This window comes from Arsenicicoccus dermatophilus (assembly GCF_046267915.1).
Taxonomy (GTDB): domain Bacteria; phylum Actinomycetota; class Actinomycetes; order Actinomycetales; family Dermatophilaceae; genus Arsenicicoccus; species Arsenicicoccus dermatophilus_A.
The window spans coordinates 1751697-1773092 of the sequence record NZ_CP176520.1 but is presented as its reverse complement, the minus strand read 5'-3'; the positions used below and the strand labels follow the sequence as shown (position 1 = coordinate 1773092).

The following is a 21396-nucleotide window of genomic DNA, read 5'->3' as shown; positions in this document are numbered from 1 at the left end:
CGCAGCCTAGCCGTCACCGCCGACGGCGGCCGGTCACGGTGCGTCGTCGTGCGGTCGACGGGTCCCCGCCTCACAGCGGCGGCCACGGGATCGGGTGGTGCCCGGGAGCCGGCGGCGGATAGCTGCCCGCCGCCAGCAGCGCCGCCACCCGCGCGCGCAGGGCGTCGACCTCGCGGCCGCTGAGCAGCTCCACCAGCCCGCGCTGCGGCCCCTGCCCCGCCAGCAGCACCGACGCGGGGTCGTCGAGCAGCGACGCCAGCAGCGACAGCCGCTCCAGCTCGGCGCGGGGCAGCGGGTCCCCGACCCAGCCCCACAGGACCGTGCGCAGCTTGGGCTCGTCGTGCAGCGTCAGCCCGTGGTCGATGCCCCACACCCGCCCGGCCGGGTCGACCAGGACGTGCGATCCCTTGCGGTCGGCGTTGTTGACCACGCAGTCGTATGCCGAGAAGCGCTGGGCGACCTCGTCGCCCGCGTGCACGACCACCACGTCCTCGCCCTCGGGCGTCTCGCCCGCGAGGACCGGTAGCCAGCCCTCGGGCACCTGGTCGGGGCCCACGACGTCGACCAGGGTGGTGGCGTCCTCGTCGTGGTCCACCCACAGCTGCACCGAGCCCGGGCCGAGGGGACCCTCGCGCAGCACGGTGGGCGGCACCACGTGCCACCCGCCCTCGTGGGACACCAGGAACGCCGCGGCCTCGCGCCGGGCGAGCGTCGCCGGCGGGAAGTCCCGCAGCGGCCGCTCCCCGCGGGTGGGCTTGTAGACCACCCGCCAGGTGTCCTCGCCGGCGGGGTCGCCCAGCAGCCCCAGGAAGACGCCGTTGGACGCCTCGAGCAGCTGCCCGACGAGGGTGATCTCGTCGCGGGCGAGGCGCTCGAGGACCGCGGTCACGGCGTCCCGGTCGGTGGGGTCGACGAGCGGGTTGGGGCGGGCGAGCACGGCCTGGATCGCGGTCAGCTCCTCGTCCGGCCCGTCCTCTTCGGGGGCCGCCGCGTCCGGCACGTCCTCCTCGTGGCCCTTCTCGGGTCCCTCTGCGTCGGAGCGCGCCGCGTCGGAGCGCGCCGCGTCGGAGCGCGTCGCGTCGGAGCCCTGGTCGTCGCGCAGGTCCCGCTGCGGCGTCTCCTCCTCCGGCAGCTCGACCACGTCAGCGCCGGTAGCCGTTGGCGCGCGGGCAGACGTGACCCTCGGGGTCCAGCGGCTCCCCGCAGAAGGGGCACGGCGCCCGCCCGGCCGCGACCAGCGCCAACGACCGCCGGGCGAAGGCCCGCGCCTGCGCCGGGGCGAGCACGACCCGCACCACCGTGGCCGGCGGCGTGGCCTGCTCCGCGCTCAGGCCCATCGCCGCCAGGGCGTCGTCGCGGGCGGCCTCGTCCAGCGGGTCGTCGGTGTCCACGTCCAGGTCGCCGTCGGCGCAGTCGATCACCACGACCCCGCGCACCGGCTCGTAGGCCAGACCCAGGCTCTGGATCCGGAACTCGTCCTCGATGGGCGTCCCGAGCGGGTCGTTGTCCTGCAGCCGGCTCGCCGCGGCCTCCGAGCCCTCGACGGGGGCGTACCTGTCGATCAGGTCGTTGCAGCGGTCGGCGAGGACCTGCACCTGCTGCTTCTCCAGGGACATGCTCACCAGCCGCCCGCCCCCGGCGGCCTGCAGGAAGAAGGTGCGCTGACCGGGAGGCCCGACGGTCCCGGCGACGAAGCGCTCCGGCGGGTCGAAGACGTGCTGCGGCGTGACCATGCCCATGACCCTAGGCCGTCCCGCCGCCGACCACGGCGTCACCGCTCGGTGCGTCGGTGCCGCCCGCGCCACCGGCCGCCGGCGTCGGGGCCAGCGAGCCCAGGTCCGCGCCGGTGTCGTTGACCCGCACCAGGAAGGGCCGGGTCGCGGTGTACCGCACCACGGACACCGACGCCGGGCCGACCATGATCCGCTGGAAGTGGTCCAGGTGGGCGCCCGCCGCGTCGGCGAGCACCGCCTTGATCGGGTCGCCGTGGCTCACCGCGACCCACAGCGCCCCGGGACCGTGCTCGACCTCGACGAGCCGGTCCAGGTCGCGGACGGCGCCGACGACGCGGTGGGCCATGTCCGCGATCGACTCGGCGGGGAAGGGCGCACCCGCCACGGCGTCCTCGCCGCCGTCGTCGCGCTCGTCCTGCGGGAACCGCGCCCGCGAGGGATGGTCCTGCACGGTCCGCCACAGCTCCTCCCCCGCCAGCTCGGCCAGCGGGCGACCCGTCCAGGCGCCGTACCGGCACTCGCCGAGCTCGTCGGTGGTCACCCGCCGCACCCCGGACCACCCGGCCGCGGCGGACAGCTCGTCGGCGGTCTCCTGGCAGCGCTGCAGCGGGCTCACGGCGACGAGCGCCACCGGCAGCCCGGCGAGGCGCTCGCCCAGGGCGCGCGCCTGGGCGACGCCGACCTCGTCGAGACCGACCCCGGGGGTCCAGCCCGCGAGGGTCCCGGAGGCGTTGGCGGCGGTGCGTCCGTGACGGACGAGCAGGAGCGTGGGCACCCCACCACTGTGCCACGGGGTCACCCCGCAGGCCCCCGACGCGTACCCTTGGGGGTTGTGATCGTCGACCAGGCCCTGTATCGCCAAGGCCGCCGCCAGCCGTGCGGCGACCTCTCGCAGGAGCTGTCGGTGCTGCGCGACCGGCAGGACGACGGCTTCTTGTGGATCGGGCTCAAGGACCCGACCGACGAGGAGTTCGCGCTGGTCAACGACGAGCTGGGGCTGCACCCCCTCGCCGTGGAGGACGCGCTCACCGGCGAGCAGCGGGCCAAGCTCGACATCTACGACGACACGCTGTTCATGGTCGTCAAGACCCTGCGCTACGTCGAGCGCACCAGCGACGTGGAGACCGGCGAGGTCATGCTCTTCGCCGGCGACCGTTTCGTCCTCACCGTCCGCAACGGCGAGGCCAACCCCCTCGCCGGTGTCCGCGCCCGCCTGGAGCTCGCCCCCGAGCAGCTCGTCCACGGCCCCGCCGCGGTGATCTACAGCGTCCTGGACTCGATCGTCGACAACTACGTGCTCATCGACACCGAGCTGCAGGAGGACCTGGACCGCATCGAGCGCAACGTCTTCGGCGGCGCCCAGGGTGACTTCGCCTCGGAGATCTACGAGCTCAAGCGCGAGGTGCTGGAGTTCAAGCGCGCCTCGGTGCCGCTCGCCGAGCCGGTGCGCCGCCTGGCCAAGGACCGCTCGGTGCCGGTGGTGCACAAGCCCGCCCGCCCCTTCTTCGGCGACGTCCTGGACCACCTGCTGCGCGTCAACGACCACGTCGAGTCCTACGACCGGCTGCTCACCGACGTGCTCAACGCCCACCTGGCCCAGATCGGCGTCCGGCAGAACGCGGACATGCGCAAGATCTCCGCGTGGGCGGCGATGGGCGTGTGGCCCACCATGATCGCGGGCATCTACGGCCAGAACTTCAGGTTCATGCCCGAGCTGGAGGCCAGCGTCAACGTCGGCGGCACCGAGGTCTACTGGGGCTACTGGTACGCCCTCGCCCTGATGGCGGGCGGCAGCGGCTACCTCTACCGCCTGTTCAAGCGCTCCGGCTGGCTCTGAGCCGGCGACGACATCCCCCGTATGCCGTGAGCCGGCACCTTTCGCGCAGAAGGTGCCGGCTCACGGCATACGGGCTGGTCATCGCGGACCGCCGCAGGATCAGGTGGCGGACATCATCCCGGTGCCCAGGGCGCCCAGGACCGCGGCGCCGACCAGCACGCGCCACCCGATGAAGAAGGACAGCGAGTTGTTGCGGACGAATCGCAGCAGCCACGCGATCGAGGCGTAGGCGACCACGAAGGACACGAGGGTCCCGACCGCCAGCTGGCCCACGCCCACGACGGAGGTGTCCACGTCCTTCATCTCGTAGACGCCGGCGCCCACCAGGGCCGGGATCGCCATGAAGAACGACAGCTCGGTGGCGGTCACCCGGTCCAGGCCCCGGAACAGACCGGCGGCGATGGTCGAGCCGGACCGGGAGACGCCGGGCACCAGCGAGCAGCACTGCATCAGACCGATGAACAGACCGTCCTTGACGGTCACGGCGGGGCGGTCCGGACGGTGCCGGGCCCCCGAGTGCAGCCGCGCGTAGTAGCGCTCCGCCGCCCAGATGACCACCGACCACAGGATCAGCGCCGCGCCGACCACCCACAGGGAGCGCAGCGGGCCCTTGATGAACGACTTGAACGCCAGCGCCGCCACGACCACGGGGATCGACCCGACGATCACCGCCCACGCCAGCGAGTACTCCTCACGGTCCCGCTGGGAGGCGTCCCGCAGCCCCCCGATCCAGGCGAGGAACATCCCCTTGATCTTGCCCCAGAAGTAGATCAGGGTCGCGAGGATCGCTCCCAGCTGGATCACCGCCGTGAAGGACGTGATCGCGGGGTCGTCGACCTGCAGACCGAGCAGCTTCTCGGCGATGGTCAGGTGACCCGTCGAGGAGACCGGGAGGTACTCGGTGACTCCCTCGACGATGCCGAGGATGATCGAGTCGGGATAGCTCAGGGAAGACACGAGGATCGCTTTCGTGGGGAGACGGCGAGAGATGGCCGTGCCCCATTGTGCTGCATGGGCTCTGTGCCCCTGCTCAACCCCAGGAGGCCGGGTCCCCTGTCCGGGACCCGGCCTCCTGCTGCGCGTCGTGTGCTCGGCCCCGCCCCGCCCCGGCGTCGACGCCGTCGGCAGGACGCCCGAGCGGCTTCGTCATCGGCGAGGCGTGTCGTCCTCGTCGTCGTCCTCGTCGTACTCCTCGTCGTCGAGCCCGACGTAACGGCCGTCCTCGTCGTCGTAGTCGTCGTCGTCCTCGTCCTCGGTGTAGATCCCGAGCGGGGTCACCTCGCCGAAGGCGTCGTCGATGGCCTCGTCGTAGACCTCGAACGCGTCGGCCAGCTCCTGGTAGGCGCTGACGACGGCTGGGTCGTCATCACCGCGGCGCGAGGCGGCAGCCTCGAAGTGACGCTCGATCGCGGCGATGAAGGTGGCCAGGGCGGCGCGCGGCTCGGTGCTCATGGCACAGACGTTACCCCGTCCGGCCGGACGGTGACCACGGTGATGCCCGATCTTCTGGCAGGGTGGGCCCGACCCCGCGCACGGAGGAGTCCGCATGGCCGAGTACGAGTACCGCACCTTGACCTTCACCCGCGACGCGTCCCGCGGCGACATCCGCAAGGCGCTCGCCGACGCGGCCGAGTACGGCCACTGGGAGCTGACCCGGATGGCGATCTACTGGGGTGGCGCGCGCCGCGCGGAGGTGCGCCGCCGGGTGGTCCGGGTGGAGCGCACCGCCTGACCTACCGGGGGCGGTCGGATCCGCCGGGATTCGCCGCACAGGCGGATCCGACCACCCCCGGCAGGTATGGCGCGGGGCCCCGGACGCCACCGGTCGGCGACCCCGCCCGGCCGGCCTCAGCAGGTCGCGAGCAACCGCTGCAGCACCCGGGTGCCGAAGCGCAGCGAGTCCACCGGGATCCGTTCGTCGATGCCGTGGAACATCCCCACGAAGTCCAGCTCTCCTGGCAGCCGCAGCGGCGCGAAGCCGTAGCCGGTGATCCCCAGCCGCGACAGCGCCTTGTTGTCGGTCCCGCCGGACAGGCAGTACGGCAGCAGCAGCGAGCCCGGGTCCTCGGCCTGCAAGGCGTCGCGCATCCGGTCGACCAGCCGCCCCTCGAAGGGCGCCTCCAGCGCCACGTCCCGGTGGTGCACGCTCACCTCCACGTGCTCGCCCGCCAGCTCGCGGATCGTCGCCATCAGCTCCTCCTCGTGGCCGGGCAGGAAGCGGCAGTCCAGCGAGGCCGAGGCGGTCTGCGGGATGACGTTGTGCTTGTAGCCGCTGTCCAGCATCGTGAAGCTGCTCGTGTCCTGCAGGGTGCCCAGCACGAACCCGCGGGCGCCGCCGATGTGCTCGAGCAGGGCGGTGGCGTCCTCGTCGGTGTAGCCCGTGCCCGTGGTCGCCGACAGACCCTCCAGCAGCTCCCGGACGCTCGCGATGTAGGTGCGGGGCCACGTGTGGGCGTCGATCCGCTCGATGGCGCGCGCGAGACGGACGACGGCGTTCTCGTCGTTGGGGACGGACCCGTGACCGGCCCGGCCGTGGGCGGTCAGGCGCAGCCAGGCGATGCCCTTCTCCGCGGTCTGCAGCAGGTAGGCGCGGACCTGCTCGCCGGTGTCCTTGCGCGGGATCGTCACCGAGTAGCCGCCGACCTCCGAGATCGCCTCGGTCGCGCCCTCGAAGAGCTCCGGGTGGTGATCGACCATCCAGTGCGAGCCCTTGGTGCCGCCCGCCTCCTCGTCGGCGAAGAACGCGAACACCAGGTCCCGCGGCGGCCTCGTCCCGGTCCGGGCCAGGTGGCGCAGGGTCGCCAGGATCATGGCGTCCATGTCCTTCATGTCCACCGCGCCGCGGCCCCAGATGCAGCCGTCGCGCACCTCGGCGGAGAAGGGGTCCACCGACCAGTCCGCGGCGTCGGCCGGCACCACGTCGGTGTGGCCGTGAACCACCAGCGCCGGGCGGCTCGGGTCCGCGCCCTCCAGCCGCACCACGACGTTGCCGCGCCGGTCCTCGGACTCGGCGTAGCAGGGGTCCAGCCCCACCTCGGTCAGCAGGCTCATGACGTGCTCGGCGGCCTCTCGCTCCCCGGGCCCCGACCCGTCGCCGTAGTTGCTGGAGTCGATCCGGATCAGGTCGCGGCAGATCTGCTCGACCTCGTCGACGGGATCGATCGCGGGGGTGCTGTGGTCGGTCATGGCTCGACCCTAGCCAGGGCTGCGGCCGTATGCCGGGTGCGCACCTGGTCATCGGGTCCCCGCGGCCGTCGCGGCCTGGGTGTCGGCGGCGACGCAGGTGGCGGCACCGCCACCCCGGGACGCTGCGTCTGCTCCCCGCGGACCGGCTCCGCGCCCAGGGGATCCGCCCTCGCGCCCAGGGGATCCCCTCTCAGACATGCCAGAGGCCCCGAGTCGTCCTGACTCAGGGCCTCTGGAAAGTGTGTCCGAGGGGGGACTTGAACCCCCACGTCCGATAAAGGACACTAGCACCTCAAGCTAGCGCGTCTGCCATTCCGCCACCCGGACAGGGTGCGTGCTCGGGATCACCGGGCAACGACGTTGAACTTTAGCAGCCCTCCCCCGGTTTGCCGAATCCATCGGCCCGCGCGACCGGGGCCGGTGGTGTCCTGGTCCTGGTGGTGAGCGGTGGCCTCGGGACGCCGGTCGGCCCTGCTCCAGCCTCCCGCCCCCGGTGAGGCACCGGTTCGCATACCCACCGAGGAGGGACCCCGGGACGTCGGTCCTGGGGCCCCTCCTCTGGTGATGTCTGGCGAGCGGGGCTCAGCGCGAGCGGCGCCCGGCCGAGGTGCCGCTGGAGAAGGCCGCGGCCCCGCCGCTGCGACGCGGCTGGGTCGACGAGGTGGTGTGGACCGGGGTCGAGCCGCCCCGCGTCGTGGTGCTGCGAGACGCGGACGTGCCGCGACCCGCGCCGGCCCGGCCGGAGCCGCCGCTCGTCTGACCGGCCGCGCGCTGCTGCTCGCCGCGGCGTCGCCCACCACCGGCGGAGCGCGCCTGCCCGGAGCCGGACCCGGCACCCGAGCCGGCGCCGGATCGCTGACCGCTGCCGGCACGGGAGCCGCCTGCGCGCGAGCCTGCCGCCGAGCGGGAGCCGCCCGAGCGGCCGGCCGCGCCACCGCGACCCCGGCCGGAGCCGCCTCGCTGCTCGGGAGCCTCGACGGTGGCGTCGGTCGGGGTCGCGAAGGACCGCTCGCCCGGCACCAGGTCGCGCAGCAGCGCGTGCTCGGGGTGGACCCGCGTGGTCGTCGGGCGGATGCCGGCCGCCTTGGTCAGGGCGCGGACGTCCTGCACCTGGTCGTCGAGCATCATCGTGACGACCGTGCCCGCGGAGCCGGCCCGGGCGGTGCGTCCGGAGCGGTGCAGATAGGCCTTGTGCTCGACCGGCGGGTCGGCGTGGATGACCAGGGCGACGTCGTCGACGTGGATGCCGCGCGCCGCGATGTCCGTGGCGACCAGGGTCTCGACGGTGCCGTCGTGGAAGGCGTCGAGGTTGCGGGTGCGGGCGCCCTGCCCGAGGTTGCCGTGCAGCTCGACCGCGGGGACGCCGGACCGGTTGAGCTGCTTGGCGAGCTTCTTGGCGCGGTACTTCGTGCGGGTGAAGACCACCGTGCGTCCAGGCCCGGCGGTCAGGTCGACCAGCACGGGCAGGTGGTCGTCGGCGGTGACGTGCAGCACGTGGTGGTCCATCGCCGACACCGGCGACTGCGCGGAGTCGGCGTGGTGGGTCACCGGGTCGTGCAGGTACCGCTTGGCGATCACGTCGACGCCGGCGTCCAGGGTGGCCGAGAAGAGCATCCGCTGACCCCGCTCCGGGGTCCGGTCCAGGATCCGGCGCACGGTGGGCAGGAAGCCCAGGTCGGCCATGTGGTCGGCCTCGTCGAGGACGGTGATCTCCACCGAGCCGAGGTCGACCAGGCCCTGCTGGGCGAGGTCCTGCAGCCGGCCGGGGCAGGCGATGAGCAGGTCGACGCCGCGCTTGAGCGACTGCACCTGCGGGCCCTGCCCCACCCCGCCGAAGACGGTCAGGGTGCGCAGGTCAAGCGTCTCGGCCAGGGGCGCCGCGGCGGTCTCGATCTGGGCGGCCAGCTCGCGGGTCGGGGCCAGCACCAGGGCGCGCGGGGCGCCGGCCCGACGCCGGGTGCCGGACGTGGACAGGCGGGTGAGGATCGGCAGGAGGAAGGCGTAGGTCTTGCCGGAGCCGGTGCGGCCCCGGCCCAGGACGTCGCGGCCGGCGAGCGAGTCGGGCAGCGTGGCGGCCTGGATGGGGGTGGGCTCGCTGATGCCCCGGTCCTGCAGGACGGCGGCGAGCGAGGTGGGCACGCCGAGGCGTGCGAAAGCGTTGGTGGACAAGCAGATCTCCGTATGGCGGAACATGCGTCTCGCCGGGCACGCGCGACCTGTGCGGTCGCCGCGGCGCACCTGGTCCCCGTGACGTGGGTCGGGGGACGAGACCGGGAGCGGACACCGGTCGTGACACCTGCGGCCCGAGGCAAGACTGGGCGGACCGCTGATCTCACCCTACGTCATCGAGAGCGCCGAGCGGTGCACGATGGCCCGCGGCCCGTCCCCGCGGCCTGTCCTTCGTGAGTCGCGAGCGCAGGTGGGGCACGTTCTCAGGCGTGGAACGTGTACTTCGTGAACCAGGAGCGCGGGTAGGCCACGTTCTGGCGCCGATGACGTGCCGTTGATGAGCTGCGAGCGCGGGACGTGCGCACGCGGGTCGGGCGGGTCGCCTCGGTGGCGGGTGCGCCGGCGGCGGTATGGCGGAAAGACCCTTCCGCCATACCGCCGCCGGGCAGAGCCGGGTCGTCAGCCGCGCAGGTGACGCACCACGCGGGAGCCCGCGACCGCCCCCACGGCCAGGGTCGTGGCCAGGCACCCGATCGGCAGCGGCAGGCAGCAGCCGCCGACGGTCACCGTGGAGCCGCCGCGGGTGCGCGTGGTCCAGGAGGGGAAGGGGAACAGGCTCGGGCCGGAGCGGGGGCCGCCCATCGGGGCACCCCACCCCTGCTGGGCGCCGCCCTGGCCGTAGCCGCCCTGGTCGTCACCGCCCTGGGGGTAGACCTGCGCGGGTCCGCCCTGGGGCGTGCCGCCCTGCGGGCGCTGGGGGTAGGAGGGGACGTCTCCAGGCTGCGGGTCATAGCTCATGTGACTGTCCGTACCCACCTGCCTGCGCTGCGAGACGGCGGGCCTCGTGCGATGGGGGCGACCCCCGTGTCGACAACCGTCGTGACCGGGCGTTGGATGGGCTCATGAGCGATGTCAACGAACCCGTGAAGCAGATGACCGAGGACGAGTGCTGGGAGCGGTTGGAGTCGACGTCCTTCGCCCGCCTGGCCACCGCCGCGATGGGAGACGTGCAGATCACCCCCGTCAACTACGTCGTCCGGGACCGGCAGCTCGTCCTGCGGACCGCCGAGGGCGGCAAGCTCGCGTCCCTCGTCGTGCAGTCGCGGGTCGCGGTGGAGATCGACGAGATCGCAGGCGACCACGCCTGGAGCGTCATCGGCAAGGGCGACGCCCACATGGTGCACAACGCCGACGAGGCCGACGCGCTCGACGACGTCGGCCTGCGCCCGTGGGTGGACACGCGCAAGGAGGTCTTCGTCACGATCGACCTGGACGAGGTGTCCGGACGCGAGTTCGTCCTGTCCCGCTGAGGTCCTGCCGGAGCTCGACCCCCTCCTTCGGAGGGAACCGGGCCCCGGCTACGCTCGATGCGTGAAGACCTGTGTCTACGTCGCGTCCGCCGAGGGCCACAGCGGCAAGTCCGCCGTGGCCCTCGGGCTGCTCGAGTCCCTCACCAAGCGCTACGCGCGGGTCGGGGTCTATCGCCCGGTCACCGAGGGGGACCCGGAGGACGACGCGGTCCTCACGACGGTCCTGTCCCGGGCCAGTGTCGAGCTCTCCGCCGCCGAGGCGACCGGGGTGTCCTACGACGACGTCCACCACGACCTGGACGGCTCCCTGGAGCGGATCGTCGAGCGCTTCCACGAGGTGCAGCGCCGCTGCGACGTGGTGCTGATCCTGGGCTCGGACTTCACCGACGTCGCCAGCCCGACCGAGTTCTCTTTCAACGCGCGCGTCGCCGCGAACCTCGGGGCTCCGGTCCTGCTCGTCGTCGGCGCCAAGGGCCGGGAGTGCGTCGACGTGGCGACGGCCGTCGAGATCGGCCTGGGCGAGCTGCGCAGCAACGTCGCGACCCCGATCGCGGTGGTCGTCAACCGTGCGGACCCCGAGCGGGTGGCCGAGCTGCGCCGTGCGGTGGAGGCGACCGTGGACGGGCTCGCGACGTACGTCATCCCGGACTCCCGCGTGCTCTCGGCCCCGACCGTGCGCGACCTGATGCGCGCCACCGACGGCGAGCTCGTCTCCGGGGACGAGAGCCTGCTGGACCGCGAGGCGCTCAGCTTCGTCACCGCGGCGATGACCATGCCCAACGTGCTGGACCGGCTGCTGGACGAGTCGCTGGTGCTGACGCCGGGCGACCGCGCCGACGTGGTCCTGGCGGTGCTGCTGGCCCACCAGTCGAGCACCTTCCCGAGCATCGCCGGCGTGATGCTCAACGGCGGCTTCGAGCTGCCGGACCAGGTGCGGCGCCTGATCGACGGACTGGGCACGACCCTGCCGATCATCTCCACGCGCGGCGGCACCCACGACACGGTGATGGCGCTGTCGGGGGTGCGTGGGCGGATGACGCCGACCGCGACCCGCAAGATCACCGAGGCGGTGAGCCTGTTCGCCGAGCACGTCGACGACGAGTCGCTGCTCGCGCACCTCGCCGAGCCGCACCCGTCGATCATGACACCGCTGATGTTCGAGCACCGGCTGCTGGAGCAGGCCAAGGCCGCGGACCGGCACATCGTCCTGCCCGAGGGCACCGACGACCGGATCCTGCAGGCCGCGCAGATCCTGGTGCGCCGCAAGACCTGCCGCATCACGCTGCTGGGCACGGCCGAGGAGCTCGAGGCCCGCGCTCGCGAGATCGGCGTCGACCTCACCGGGGTCCGGATGGTCGACCCGCTCGACCCCGAGCACGTCGAGCGGTTCGCGGCGCGGTATGCCGAGCTGCGGGCCCACAAGGGGATGACCCTGGAGCGCGCCCGCGAGGTGGTCGTCGACCCGTCGTACTTCGGGACGATGATGGTGCTCCTCGGCGAGGCCGACGGCATGGTCTCCGGCGCCGTCAACACCACGGCACACACCATCCGGCCGGCGCTGGAGGTCGTCAAGACCAACCCCGGTGTCTCCGTGGTGAGCTCGAGCTTCCTGATGTGCCTGCGCGACCACGTGACGGTGTATGGCGACTGCGCAGTCAACCCCGACCCGAACGCCGAGCAGCTGGCGGACATCGCGATCTCGTCGGCGCAGACGGCGGCGGCCTTCGGCATCGAGCCGCGCGTGGCGATGCTGTCCTACTCCACCGGCACGTCCGGCTCGGGCGCCGACGTCGACAAGGTGCGCGAGGCCACCGCGATCGTGCGCCGGCGAGCCCCCGAGCTCGCGGTCGAGGGACCGATCCAGTTCGACGCGGCCGTGGACCCGGCCGTGGGGCAGAAGAAGGCCCCGGGCTCCCCCGTGGCCGGTCAGGCCACCGTCCTGATCTTCCCGGACCTCAACACCGGCAACAACACCTACAAGGCCGTGCAGCGCACCGCCGGGGCCGTGGCCGTCGGCCCGGTGCTGCAGGGTCTGCGCCGGCCCGTCAACGACCTGTCCCGCGGCGCCACGCTGCGCGACATCGTCAACACCGTGGCCATCACGGCGATCCAGTCCACGCTCGCGCCGGCGCCCGCGGCCCCGGCTCCCGAGCAGCCCTGACACCTCACCGCCCACGAAAGGTGCGCCCATGCCTGCTGTCCTCGTCCTCAACGCCGGTTCCTCGTCCCTGAAGTACCAGCTCGTCCAGGTCGGCACCCGGGAGGTGCTCGCTGCCGGACTGGTGGAGGCCATCGGCCTGGACTCGGCGAAGATCACCCACAAGGCCGCCGGCGACAAGGTCTCCCGCGAGATCGAGTGCCCCGATCACAAGGCCGCCATCGCCGCGGTCGTGGGCCTGTTCGACACCGAGGGCCCCCGGCTGGCCGACAGCGACCTCGTCGCCGTCGGGCACCGGGTCGTCCACGGCGGCGAGAAGTTCTCCGGCGCGGTCCTCGTCACCGACGAGCTGCTGGAGACCCTCGACGAGCTCACCCCGCTCGCCCCGCTGCACAACCCCGCCAACCTGGTCATGCTGCGGGCGGCGCTGGAGATGTTCCCCGAGCTGCCGCAGGTCGGCGTCTTCGACACCGCCTTCCACCAGACCATGCCCGAGCACGCCTACACCTACGCCGTCCCCGCCGAGTGGCGCGAGAGGTACGGCGTGCGCCGCTACGGCTTCCACGGGACCTCGCACGCCTACGTGTCCCGCGAGGCCGCGGCGCTGCTCGGCAAGCAGCCGCAGGACGTCAACGTCATCGTCCTGCACCTGGGCAACGGCGCCTCCGCGACGGCCGTCCGCAACGGCGTCTCGGTCGACACGTCCATGGGGCTCACGCCGCTGGAGGGCCTGGTCATGGGCACCCGCAGCGGCGACATCGACCCGGCCGTCCCGATGCACGTCCACCGCCAGTCGGGGATGAGCTTCGAGGACATCGACACGATGCTCTACAAGAAGTCCGGGCTGCAGGGCCTGGCCGGACGCAGCGACAGCCGCGACGTCGAGGACGCCTGCGAGGCGGGTGACGAGGCCGCACGGCTCGCGCAGGCCGTGATGGCCTACCGCCTCAAGAAGTACCTCGGCGCCTACGCCGCGGTCCTGGGCACCCTCGACGCCGTCGTCTTCACCGGCGGCATCGGCGAGAACTCCGCGCTCACCCGCCAGATGGCCACGGACGACCTGGGGATCCTCGGCATCGTCGTCGACCCCGCGCTGAACGCCGTGCGCTCCAAGCAGGCCCGTGACATCGCCACCCCCGAGTCGCGGGTGCGGGTCTTCGTCATCCCCACCGACGAGGAGGGCGAGATCGCCCGCCAGACCTACGAGGTGGCCCAGGCCGCCGGTCGCGTCCGCACAGCCGACGCCCCCGCGAGCTGACGAGCCGGCGCGAGCCGCCCATGAGCATCCCGACCGCCCTCGCGCGGGTGACAGCGACGCGCTACGTCCTGCCCCTGCGCGAGGGCGGCTCGCTGCCCGGGCTCGTCGAGGCCGACGACGAAGGCACCTATGTCGTCAAGCTCACCGGCGCGGGGCAGGGCCCACGGGTGCTCGCGGCCGAGGTGATCTGCTCGGCCCTGGCCCAGGTCCTCCAGATCCCGACGCCCCGGCTCGTCCTCGTCGCCCTGCCCGACGCGATCGCGCGCTACGAGGCGGACGAGGAGGTCCAGGATCTGCTCACCGCCAGCCCGGGGCTCAACCTCGGCATCGACTTCCTGCCTGGCTCCTTCGGGTATGACGGGTCCGTGCCGCCCACGCCCGAGCTCGCCGCCCGGATCCTGTGGCTGGACGCCCTGACCGTCAACGTGGACCGGACCTGGAGCAACCCCAACCTGCTCGTGTGGGGTGGGCGGGTGTGGGCGATCGACCACGGCGCCGCGATCTACGTCCACCACGGCTGGGCGTCCCGTGGGGTGGACGTCGAGCGGTTCGCCCGGCTCGGCTACGACGCCGACCGCCATGTCCTGCGGCTGCCCGCGGGTGACCTGACCCACGCGGACGACTGGTGCGCAGCGCGCCTCACCCCCGAGATCCTCGCCGCCGCCGCCGGGCTCGTGCCGGACCCGTGGTTGCCGGTGGTGGCCGACCAGGCCGGACTGCGCACGCCGGAGGAGGTGCGGGCGTCATACGTCCGGCTGCTGCAGGCCCGCCTCGACGCGCGCGGGAGCTGGCTGCCCGAGCCGCCCACCGGCCCGCAGGCCGAGGGGCCGGCCGACCTCGCCCGTTCGTTGGAGGCCCGCCGGCGGTGGACCCGATGACCGAGCACCGCCCCCGCACCAACGTCACGCCCCGCGGCGTGCGCCCGGAGTGGCTGGGCTACCAGTGGCTCGTGCTGCGGTGCGTGCCGCGGGTGGACCGGGAGGAGTTCGTCAACGTCGGGGTGGTGGTGCACTGCCAGGACCTCGGCTACCTCGACGCCGCCACCCACGTCGACGAGACCCGGGTGCGGGCCCTGTCCGCCGACCTGGACCTGGACGTCCTGCGCGCCGGGCTCGCGACGGTGCAGGCGGTGTGCCGCGGCGAGGCGGTCGCCGGGCTGGCCGAGGACGCCCGGCCGTGGCGCAGGTTCGGGTGGCTGGAGGCGCCGCGCTCGACGGTGATCCAGACCTCCCGCCCGCACGGGGGCGTCACCCGCGACCCCGCCGCCGAGCTGACGCGGCTGCTGGACCGCCTCGTCCGCTGACCTCGCGCACCGAGGTCAGCCGGCGAGGTGGCCCCACCGGTCGGCCAGGTCCGGCCACGGCCCGACGGCGGCCACGCGCCCGTCCGCCACCACGACCACGCGGTCGGCCTGCGCGAGGGCCGACCGCTTGGAGGTCGCGCCGACCACCGTCGTGGCTCGCTCCCGCAGGGCCTGCCACAGCTCGATCTCGGTGCGGGCGTCCAGGGCCGAGGAGACGTCGTCGGCGAGCAGCAGCTCGGCGTCCGTCGCCACGGCGCGGGCCAGGGCCAGTCGCTGGACCTGACCGCCGGACAGCCGCACCCCGCGGTGGCCGACGAGCGAGTGCGGCCCGCCGGCCTGGTCGACGTCCGGCTCCAGGCGCGCCACGTCGACGGGGCTGTCGAAGGCCCGGTCGTGGCCCAGCCGCACGTTGTCGTCGAAGGTGCCCGAGAGCACGCGCGGGACCTGCCCCACGTAGGCCACCTGCCCGGGTCTCAGGAACAGCTCGGGGTCGGTGACCTCGCGACCGTTCCAGGTCAGCGACCCCCGGTGATGCGTGAGGCCGGCCATGGCGCGCAGGAGGCTGGACTTGCCCGCGCCGACCTGACCGACGAGCAGGACCAGCTCACCACGGCGGATGTCGAGGTCCACGTGCTCGACGCCGAGGGTGCCGTCCTCGTGCACCGCCGAGAGGTCTCGCAGGCGCAGCTCGTGCAGGGGCACCCGCGGCGTCGGCTCGGGCTCGGGGGCGGCACCGGTGACGAGGTCGACGCCCTCCGGCAGGGCCATCAGGTCGGTGCCGCCCGCCATCCGGCTGGTGGCGACCTGCCAGGCCCGGGTGCCCGGCGCCTCGGTCACGACGGCCCCCGCGACGCGCCCGAACCAGTCGAAACCGTTGACCGCGCTCACGACCAGCAGCGCCGTGGCCAGGCCCCAACGACCGGTGAGGACACCGACCCACGCGGCGACGGCACCGACCTGCACCATGACGGTGGGGACCCCCTCCAGGAGGGCCTGGACCCGGTGCTCGCGCACCGCGGCGGCCACGCGACCGGCGTCGACCTGCCGCAGGTGTCGGCGCACCTCGCCCATCCGACCGGCGAGCTTGACGGTGCGGGCGCACTCCAGCACCGACACCAGGACCCGGCCGAAGCGCGCCCGGGTCGCCGAGGCCGTGGCGGCCGAGCGTCCCGCCACCGACCGGCCCGCGGCGGAGGCGGTCGCCGAGGCCACCATGACGACGAGCAGCACCAGACCGGCCAGCCAGGTGCCGGCCGCCACGGCCGTGACCAGGCAGATCAGCAGGCCGTTGCCGAAATCGACCCAGCGGTCGGCGTACCGCGCGTAGCGATCGGCGTCCATGGCCCGCGCCACGACCTCCCCGGCCGGGATTCGCGCGAGGCGCCGCTGACCGGTCTGCCCCACGAGCACGGCCATCCGGATCCGCAGCAGCACCTCCACCCACCAGCGGGGATAGCGCACCACCGCCGCGGACAGCGCCGTCGGCCCGAGCAGCACCACGAGGACCACGAGCGCCACCCACGGCCAGGGGGCGGTTCCGCGCTGCAGGGCCTCCACCGCGCGCCCCCACGCGAAGCCCGTCAACCCACCCATCGCCCCGCCGAGCGAGTGCACCAGGAAGAGAGCGACGGCGAGCAGCCCCCAGGCCGGGCGGATGGTGATCGCGCTGAGGATCCCCCTGGCCAGGGAGGGGCCGTCGCCCGGGTCGACGGACTGCGGGGGCTCTCCTCGCCGCCGGACGGCGCCGAGGGCGGTGGCGGCCGAGGCCGGACCGCCTCGGGCCGGGGCCGCGTCCTCGGGCGTCGTCGGCGGCCCGGTGTCCGGCTCGGGCTCCCGGGCGGCCTCGAGCAGCGACCGGAAGGGGCCCGGCTCGACCGCCAGCACCGCGCGCTCGCCTGCCTGCACGACCCGGCCGTCCGCGAGCACCGCCACGAGGTCGGCCCGGGCGATGGTCGACAGGCGATGCGCGATGAGGATGCCGGTGCGGCCCTGCAGCAGGCGCTCGGACGCGGCGACCACCCTCGCCTCGGTGAGCGGGTCCATCCGGGCGGTGGCCTCGTCGAGCACCACGACCTGCACCTCGCGCAGCAGCAGCCGCGCGAAGGCCAGCAGCTGCTCCTCCCCCGCGGACAGCACCGTGCCGCCGGGGCCGAGCAGGGTGTCCATGCCGTCGTCCAGGCCCGCGACCCAGTCGCCCAGCCCCAGCTCGGCGATCACGGCCTGGACCCGGTCGCGCGGGACGTCGGCGAACAGCGTGATGTTGTCCGCGAGCGTCCCGGCCAGGATCTCGGTGCGCTGGGTGACCACCCCGACCGTCCGGCGCAGCCCCTGCAGGTCGAGCCCGGTCACGTCGAGGCCGCCGAGGAAGACCTCCCCGGGGCGCGGCTCCGCGGCCCGGGAGACCAGGGAGGCCAGGGTCGACTTCCCGGAGCCGGTGCGACCCACCAGCGCCAGGGTCTGGCCCGCGGGCACCGTCAGGTCCACGTCCCGCAGGGCGAAGGCCCCCTCGGCATACGCGAAGCTCGCGCGGCGGAACTCCAGGCCGACCGGGCCGTCGGGCAGGCTGCCGCCGCCGACCGGCTCCGGCTCGACGGCCATCAGCTGACGCAGCCGCAGCACGGCGCCCAGACCGGCCTGAAGGTCGGGCAGCTGGTCGGCGACCCGCCCGACGTAGCCCACGAAGGTCGCGGTGATCATGAACAGGGTCACCAGCTGGGGGACCGACAGCCGGTGACCGGACACCAGGACGACCCCGACGACGGCCACCACGGCGAGCAGCGAGTGCAGGACGAGCCCGGTGCGCAAGGTGACGGCACGCTCGAGCACGAGGACCTCGTGGAACCTGCGGTGCACCTCGGCGGAGAGCCCGGCCAGGCGGCGTACGGCGAAGGGCTGGCCCAGGCTGGTGCGCAGGTCGTCCTGACCGGCGATGCCCTCCTCCAGCATGGCGGCGTGGTCGGTCCACGCGGCCTCCTCGAGGACCTTGCGACGGGCGATCTCGCCGAGCAGCCCGCGCACCGACAGCACCGCGGCCCCGGCGAACACCGGGAACAGCAGCACCGACGGCCACCAGGTGAACCCGGCGACCAGCAGCATCGGGACGATCGACACCAGGGCGCGGATCATCGTCCACGCCTGCAGCCGCATCAGGGACCCCACCTCGCGGGTGTCGTCGTCGACCCGGTCCAGGATCTCCCCGACGGCCTGCTCGGACAGCACGGGCAGCGGCTGACCCAGCGCCGCGTCCAGCAGGTCGTCCCGCAGCCGCCCCTCGGCGCGGTCCACGGCCCCGGCCCACCACCAGCGCCCCACCGTGTCCAGGGCGGCTCCGCCGACCACGCACGACGCGAGCAGGGACACCAGGTGCCAGGACGGCCCGTCGGCCAGGCGTCCGGCGACCACGGTCCCCAGGGTCGTGCCGACCGACCCGAGGGCCAGCGCCACGAGGGCGGCGAGGGCGGTCCGCCCGCGCAACCGGCGCCAGGTGACGGTGCGTCGGTCAGGGGCGGGTGCGGTCTGGGAGAGCACGGTCACGAAGGGTGATGCTAGGCGGGCGACCTGCCCCGACGACAGCGGTTTTCGCCGTCACCAGGGGTGTGCGGTCGCGCGTCGGGCGACATAGGGTCGGGCCATGAGCACCCTCGACCGACCCGTCGCCCCGGACCCCTACGAGCTGCTCCCCCAGGTCGGCTCGTTCACCGTCACCAGCGCGTCCTTCCAGGACGGCGCCACGATGACCGACGCGCAGGCCTTCGACTCCTGGGGCCTGGACGGCGACAACGTGTCCCCGCAGCTGTCCTGGAGCGGCGCCCCCGCCGAGACGCGCGGGTATGCCGTGACCTGCTTCGACCCCGACGCGCCCACCCCCAGCGGGTTCTGGCACTGGCTGCTCGTCGGCCTGCCCGCCGACTGCACCGAGCTGGTCGAGGACGCCGGCGCCGAGGGCGGCCACGCCCTGCCCGAGGGCGCCTTCATGATGGCGAACGACTACGGCCTCAAGGCCTTCGGCGGCGCCGCCCCGCCGGCGGGCGACCGCCCGCACCGCTACCTGTTCGCCGTGCACGCCCTGGACACCGACGACCTGGGGCTGGACGACACCGCGAGCGGCGCGGCGACCGGCTTCACCATCGGCGCGCACACCCTGGCCCGCGCGGTGATCACCGGGAGGTATGCCGTCCCTGCCGGGCAGGACTGAACCTCCCGCCGCGACCCCGGACACCGCACGGGTGAGCCGCACGACGGAGCCGCACGCCCCATAGGGTGCGGCTCCGTCGTCGTCCCGGGGAGGGACACCGGGATCCGGACGGGCATCGCACTCGCCGGGTGCGCCCGGGTGTGTCGCCCTAGACTCCCGGCGTGCGCTTCCTCGACGACCAGCAGCCGACCCTCGACCTGACCTACGACGACGTGTTCATGGTCCCGGCCAGGTCCTCGGTGACCTCCCGCCTGGACGTGGACCTGTCCACCGACGACGGCAGCGGCACCACGATCCCGCTGGTCGTGGCCAACATGACGGCCGTCGCCGGGCGGCGCATGGCCGAGACGGTCGCCCGCCGCGGCGGTCTGGTGGTCATCCCCCAGGACATCCCGGTGGACATCGTGGCCGAGGTGATCCGCGACGTGAAGTCCCGCCACCTCGTCTACGACACCCCGATCTCCGTCAAGCCGCACCACACCTGCGGCTATGCCCTCGGCCTGCTGCCCAAGCGCGCCCACGGGGCCGCCGTGGTGACCGTCGACGACCGTCCCGTGGGACTGGTCACCGAAGCCGACCTGACCGGCGTCGACCGGTTCACCCAGCTGTCCGAGGTGATGAGCACCGAGCTGCTCACCCTGCCCGAGGGGATCACCCCGCAGGACGCCTTCGCCCGGCTGCACGAGGCCCACCGCAAGCTCGCGCCCGTCGTCGGGGCCGACGGCCGCCTCGTCGGCATCCTCACCCGCCAGGGCGCGCTGCGCGCCAGCCTCTACTCCCCCGCCACCGACCCCGACGGGCACCTGCGGATCGCCACCGCCGTCGGCATCAACGGCGACGTCGCGGGCAAGGCCGCTGCGCTCGTCGACGCGGGCACGGACCTGCTGGTGGTCGACACCGCGCACGGCCACCAGGACAAGATGATCGAGGCGCTGCGGGCCGTTCGCGCCACCGGCCTGCAGGTCCCCGTCGTGGCCGGCAACGTGGTCACCGCCGAGGGGTTTCACGACCTGGTCGAGGCGGGCGCCGACATCGTCAAGGTCGGTGTCGGGCCGGGCGCCATGTGCACGACCCGGATGCAGACCGGCGTAGGCCGCCCCCAGTTCAGCGCGGTGCTCGAGTGCGCCGCCGCCGCGCGCGAGCTCGGCCGGCACGTGTGGGCCGACGGCGGCGTCCGTCACCCGCGTGACGTCGCCCTGGCGCTCGCCGCGGGCGCGTCCAACGTGATGATCGGCAGCTGGTTCGCCGGGACCTTGGAGTCGCCCGGCGACCTGCAGCGCGACGCGGACGGGCGGGCCTACAAGGAGTCCTTCGGGATGGCGTCCAAGCGCGCCGTGGCGCACCGCACGGCGGCCGAGTCGAGCTATGACCGGGCCCGCAAGGCGCTCTTCGAGGAGGGCATCTCCGCCGCGCGGATGTATGTCGACCCCCAGCGCCCCTCCGTCGAGGACCTGGTCGACGAGATCGTCTCCGGCGTGCGCTCGGCGTGCACCTATGCCGGGGCCCGTTCGCTTGCGGAGCTCCACGACCGGGCGGTCGTCGGGCTGCAGAGCTCCTCGGGCTACGCCGAGGGACGCCCGCTGCACCAGTCGTGGTGATGCTCGGCCCGGACGACCCGCTCCCGCGGCGTCCCCGGCGGATCACGGTGGCCGGGACGAGCGGCGCCGGCAAGACCACCACGGCCGCGAGGGTGGGGGCGGTCCTCGGCATACGGCACGTGGAGACCGACGCGCTGCACCACGGACCGGGCTGGGTGCCGCGCCCGGAGTTCCTCGACGACGTGCGCGATCTGGTGGCGGGCGAGGACTGGGTGTGCGAGTGGCAGTACGCCAGGGCACGGCCGCTGATCCTGGCGCGTGCGGACCTGATGGTGTGGGTGGATCCGCCCGTCGTCGTGACGATGGCCCAGGTCGTATGGCGCACGCTGCGGCGCCGCGTCACCCGTCAGGTGCTGTGGAACGGCAACGTGGAGCCGCCGCTGCGCAGCGTGCTCCACGATCCCGACCACGTGGTGCGCTGGGCCTGGCGCACCCGCCGCCGGGCCGCTCGTCAGGTGGCGCAGGCCCGGCGGGACCGGCCGGACCTGGTGGTCGTGCGGCTGCGCTCCCGGCGCGCGCGTGCCCGCTGGCTCACCGGTGCGCTCGCCCGGTCCGGGACCGGTCGCTGACGCGGGTGCGCCCCTCGTCCGCAGGGGGGCGGGACGAGGGGCGCACCGAACCGGGGCCGGGCGTCAGGGAACGACCGAGG

At 73.8% G+C, this 21396-nt stretch carries 19 protein-coding genes and 1 tRNA gene; 10 read left to right on the top strand and 10 right to left on the bottom strand.

What is annotated here, in order from left to right; translation table 11 throughout:
* Positions 1-70: 70 nt before the first annotated feature.
* Genes ACK2IS_RS08595 through ACK2IS_RS08585 form a run of 3 tightly spaced genes read right to left on the bottom strand, consistent with a single transcriptional unit; the run spans position 71 to position 2508 of the window.
* On the bottom strand, positions 71-1141 hold the full coding sequence (locus ACK2IS_RS08595; RefSeq protein WP_409482928.1) for an SCO1664 family protein: 1071 nt from the start codon (positions 1139-1141) through the stop codon (positions 71-73).
* 1 nt (position 1142) lies between these two features.
* On the bottom strand, positions 1143-1733 hold the full coding sequence (locus tag ACK2IS_RS08590; protein WP_409482927.1) for a DUF3090 domain-containing protein: 591 nt from the start codon (positions 1731-1733) through the stop codon (positions 1143-1145).
* 10 nt (positions 1734-1743) lie between these two features.
* Complete coding sequence (locus ACK2IS_RS08585; RefSeq protein ID WP_409482926.1) at positions 1744-2508, bottom strand: MSMEG_4193 family putative phosphomutase; 765 nt, start codon at positions 2506-2508, stop codon at positions 1744-1746.
* 57 nt (positions 2509-2565) lie between these two features.
* Here ACK2IS_RS08585 and ACK2IS_RS08580 point away from each other — a divergent pair, with 57 nt between their 5' ends.
* Positions 2566-3570 carry a magnesium and cobalt transport protein CorA gene (locus tag ACK2IS_RS08580; RefSeq protein WP_409482925.1) on the top strand — a complete coding sequence of 335 codons (1005 nt, stop codon included), beginning with the start codon at positions 2566-2568 and terminating at the stop codon, positions 3568-3570.
* Between the two features lie 99 nt (positions 3571-3669).
* Here ACK2IS_RS08580 and ACK2IS_RS08575 read toward each other — a convergent pair whose 3' ends face one another.
* Positions 3670-4527, bottom strand: coding sequence for an undecaprenyl-diphosphate phosphatase (locus ACK2IS_RS08575; RefSeq protein ID WP_409482924.1), 858 nt, complete (start codon positions 4525-4527; stop codon positions 3670-3672).
* Positions 4528-4716: 189 nt separating this feature from the next.
* Positions 4717-5022, bottom strand: coding sequence for a primosomal protein (locus ACK2IS_RS08570; protein ID WP_409482923.1), 306 nt, complete (start codon positions 5020-5022; stop codon positions 4717-4719).
* Positions 5023-5116: 94 nt separating this feature from the next.
* Here ACK2IS_RS08570 and ACK2IS_RS08565 point away from each other — a divergent pair, with 94 nt between their 5' ends.
* A complete protein-coding gene (locus ACK2IS_RS08565; protein ID WP_409482922.1) occupies positions 5117-5302 on the top strand; it encodes a DUF5703 family protein in 186 nt (61 codons plus the stop codon).
* A 116-nt stretch (positions 5303-5418) separates the two neighbouring features.
* Here ACK2IS_RS08565 and ACK2IS_RS08560 read toward each other — a convergent pair whose 3' ends face one another.
* The 4 genes from ACK2IS_RS08560 to ACK2IS_RS08545 form a co-directional block, all read right to left on the bottom strand.
* Positions 5419-6756 carry a M20/M25/M40 family metallo-hydrolase gene (locus tag ACK2IS_RS08560; protein WP_409482921.1) on the bottom strand — a complete coding sequence of 446 codons (1338 nt, stop codon included), beginning with the start codon at positions 6754-6756 and terminating at the stop codon, positions 5419-5421.
* Between the two features lie 242 nt (positions 6757-6998).
* Positions 6999-7083 (bottom strand) — tRNA-Leu (locus ACK2IS_RS08555).
* Between the two features lie 255 nt (positions 7084-7338).
* Positions 7339-8949, bottom strand: coding sequence for a DEAD/DEAH box helicase (locus ACK2IS_RS08550; protein WP_409482920.1), 1611 nt, complete (start codon positions 8947-8949; stop codon positions 7339-7341).
* A gap of 435 nt (positions 8950-9384) precedes the next feature.
* On the bottom strand, positions 9385-9723 hold the full coding sequence (locus tag ACK2IS_RS08545; protein WP_409482919.1) for a hypothetical protein: 339 nt from the start codon (positions 9721-9723) through the stop codon (positions 9385-9387).
* A gap of 104 nt (positions 9724-9827) precedes the next feature.
* Between ACK2IS_RS08545 and ACK2IS_RS08540 the strand changes: the two genes are divergently transcribed.
* From ACK2IS_RS08540 to ACK2IS_RS08520, 5 genes are all read left to right on the top strand, one after another.
* Entirely contained in the window at positions 9828-10235 is a 408-nt protein-coding gene (locus ACK2IS_RS08540) for a pyridoxamine 5'-phosphate oxidase family protein (protein ID WP_409482918.1), read from the top strand.
* 61 nt (positions 10236-10296) lie between these two features.
* Positions 10297-12396 carry a phosphate acetyltransferase gene (gene pta / locus ACK2IS_RS08535; RefSeq protein ID WP_409482917.1) on the top strand — a complete coding sequence of 700 codons (2100 nt, stop codon included), beginning with the start codon at positions 10297-10299 and terminating at the stop codon, positions 12394-12396.
* Between the two features lie 28 nt (positions 12397-12424).
* Positions 12425-13651 (top strand): acetate/propionate family kinase, encoded by a 1227-nt coding sequence (locus ACK2IS_RS08530; protein ID WP_409482916.1) that lies wholly within the window; start codon positions 12425-12427, stop codon positions 13649-13651.
* Positions 13652-13671: 20 nt separating this feature from the next.
* A complete protein-coding gene (locus tag ACK2IS_RS08525; protein WP_409482915.1) occupies positions 13672-14529 on the top strand; it encodes a HipA family kinase in 858 nt (285 codons plus the stop codon).
* Positions 14526-14954, top strand: a complete 429-nt coding sequence (locus tag ACK2IS_RS08520; protein ID WP_409482914.1) for a DUF3037 domain-containing protein — start codon at positions 14526-14528, stop codon at positions 14952-14954. Before ACK2IS_RS08525 ends, ACK2IS_RS08520 begins: the two co-directional genes overlap by 4 nt.
* 15 nt (positions 14955-14969) lie before the next feature.
* Here ACK2IS_RS08520 and ACK2IS_RS08515 read toward each other — a convergent pair whose 3' ends face one another.
* Positions 14970-18488 carry an ATP-binding cassette domain-containing protein gene (locus ACK2IS_RS08515; RefSeq protein WP_409482913.1) on the bottom strand — a complete coding sequence of 1173 codons (3519 nt, stop codon included), beginning with the start codon at positions 18486-18488 and terminating at the stop codon, positions 14970-14972.
* A 97-nt stretch (positions 18489-18585) separates the two neighbouring features.
* Between ACK2IS_RS08515 and ACK2IS_RS08510 the strand changes: the two genes are divergently transcribed.
* The 3 genes from ACK2IS_RS08510 (at position 18586) to ACK2IS_RS08500 (ending at position 21316) form a co-directional block, all read left to right on the top strand.
* Positions 18586-19149 (top strand): YbhB/YbcL family Raf kinase inhibitor-like protein, encoded by a 564-nt coding sequence (locus ACK2IS_RS08510; RefSeq protein WP_409482912.1) that lies wholly within the window; start codon positions 18586-18588, stop codon positions 19147-19149.
* Positions 19150-19310: 161 nt separating this feature from the next.
* Positions 19311-20747 carry a GuaB1 family IMP dehydrogenase-related protein gene (locus tag ACK2IS_RS08505; protein ID WP_409482911.1) on the top strand — a complete coding sequence of 479 codons (1437 nt, stop codon included), beginning with the start codon at positions 19311-19313 and terminating at the stop codon, positions 20745-20747.
* Complete coding sequence (locus tag ACK2IS_RS08500; protein ID WP_409482910.1) at positions 20747-21316, top strand: AAA family ATPase; 570 nt, start codon at positions 20747-20749, stop codon at positions 21314-21316. The genes ACK2IS_RS08505 and ACK2IS_RS08500 overlap by 1 nt, the downstream gene beginning before the upstream one ends.
* Positions 21317-21396 lie beyond the last annotated feature (80 nt).

Bases quoted from the DNA above. Each gene is read 5' to 3' on its own strand.
- ACK2IS_RS08590 (WP_409482927.1), bottom strand. From the start codon at position 1,733: ATGGTCACGCCGCAGCACGTCTTCGACCCGCCGGAGCGCTTCGTCGCC.
- ACK2IS_RS08570 (WP_409482923.1), bottom strand. From the start codon at position 5,022: ATGAGCACCGAGCCGCGCGCCGCCCTGGCCACCTTCATCGCCGCGATC.
- ACK2IS_RS08565 (WP_409482922.1), top strand. From the start codon at position 5,117: ATGGCCGAGTACGAGTACCGCACCTTGACCTTCACCCGCGACGCGTCC.
- ACK2IS_RS08560 (WP_409482921.1), bottom strand. From the start codon at position 6,756: ATGACCGACCACAGCACCCCCGCGATCGATCCCGTCGACGAGGTCGAG.
- ACK2IS_RS08550 (WP_409482920.1), bottom strand. From the start codon at position 8,949: ATGTTCCGCCATACGGAGATCTGCTTGTCCACCAACGCTTTCGCACGC.
- ACK2IS_RS08545 (WP_409482919.1), bottom strand. From the start codon at position 9,723: ATGAGCTATGACCCGCAGCCTGGAGACGTCCCCTCCTACCCCCAGCGC.
- ACK2IS_RS08540 (WP_409482918.1), top strand. From the start codon at position 9,828: ATGAGCGATGTCAACGAACCCGTGAAGCAGATGACCGAGGACGAGTGC.
- ACK2IS_RS08530 (WP_409482916.1), top strand. From the start codon at position 12,425: ATGCCTGCTGTCCTCGTCCTCAACGCCGGTTCCTCGTCCCTGAAGTAC.
- ACK2IS_RS08525 (WP_409482915.1), top strand. From the start codon at position 13,672: ATGAGCATCCCGACCGCCCTCGCGCGGGTGACAGCGACGCGCTACGTC.
- ACK2IS_RS08520 (WP_409482914.1), top strand. From the start codon at position 14,526: ATGACCGAGCACCGCCCCCGCACCAACGTCACGCCCCGCGGCGTGCGC.
- ACK2IS_RS08510 (WP_409482912.1), top strand. From the start codon at position 18,586: ATGAGCACCCTCGACCGACCCGTCGCCCCGGACCCCTACGAGCTGCTC.
- ACK2IS_RS08500 (WP_409482910.1), top strand. From the start codon at position 20,747: ATGCTCGGCCCGGACGACCCGCTCCCGCGGCGTCCCCGGCGGATCACG.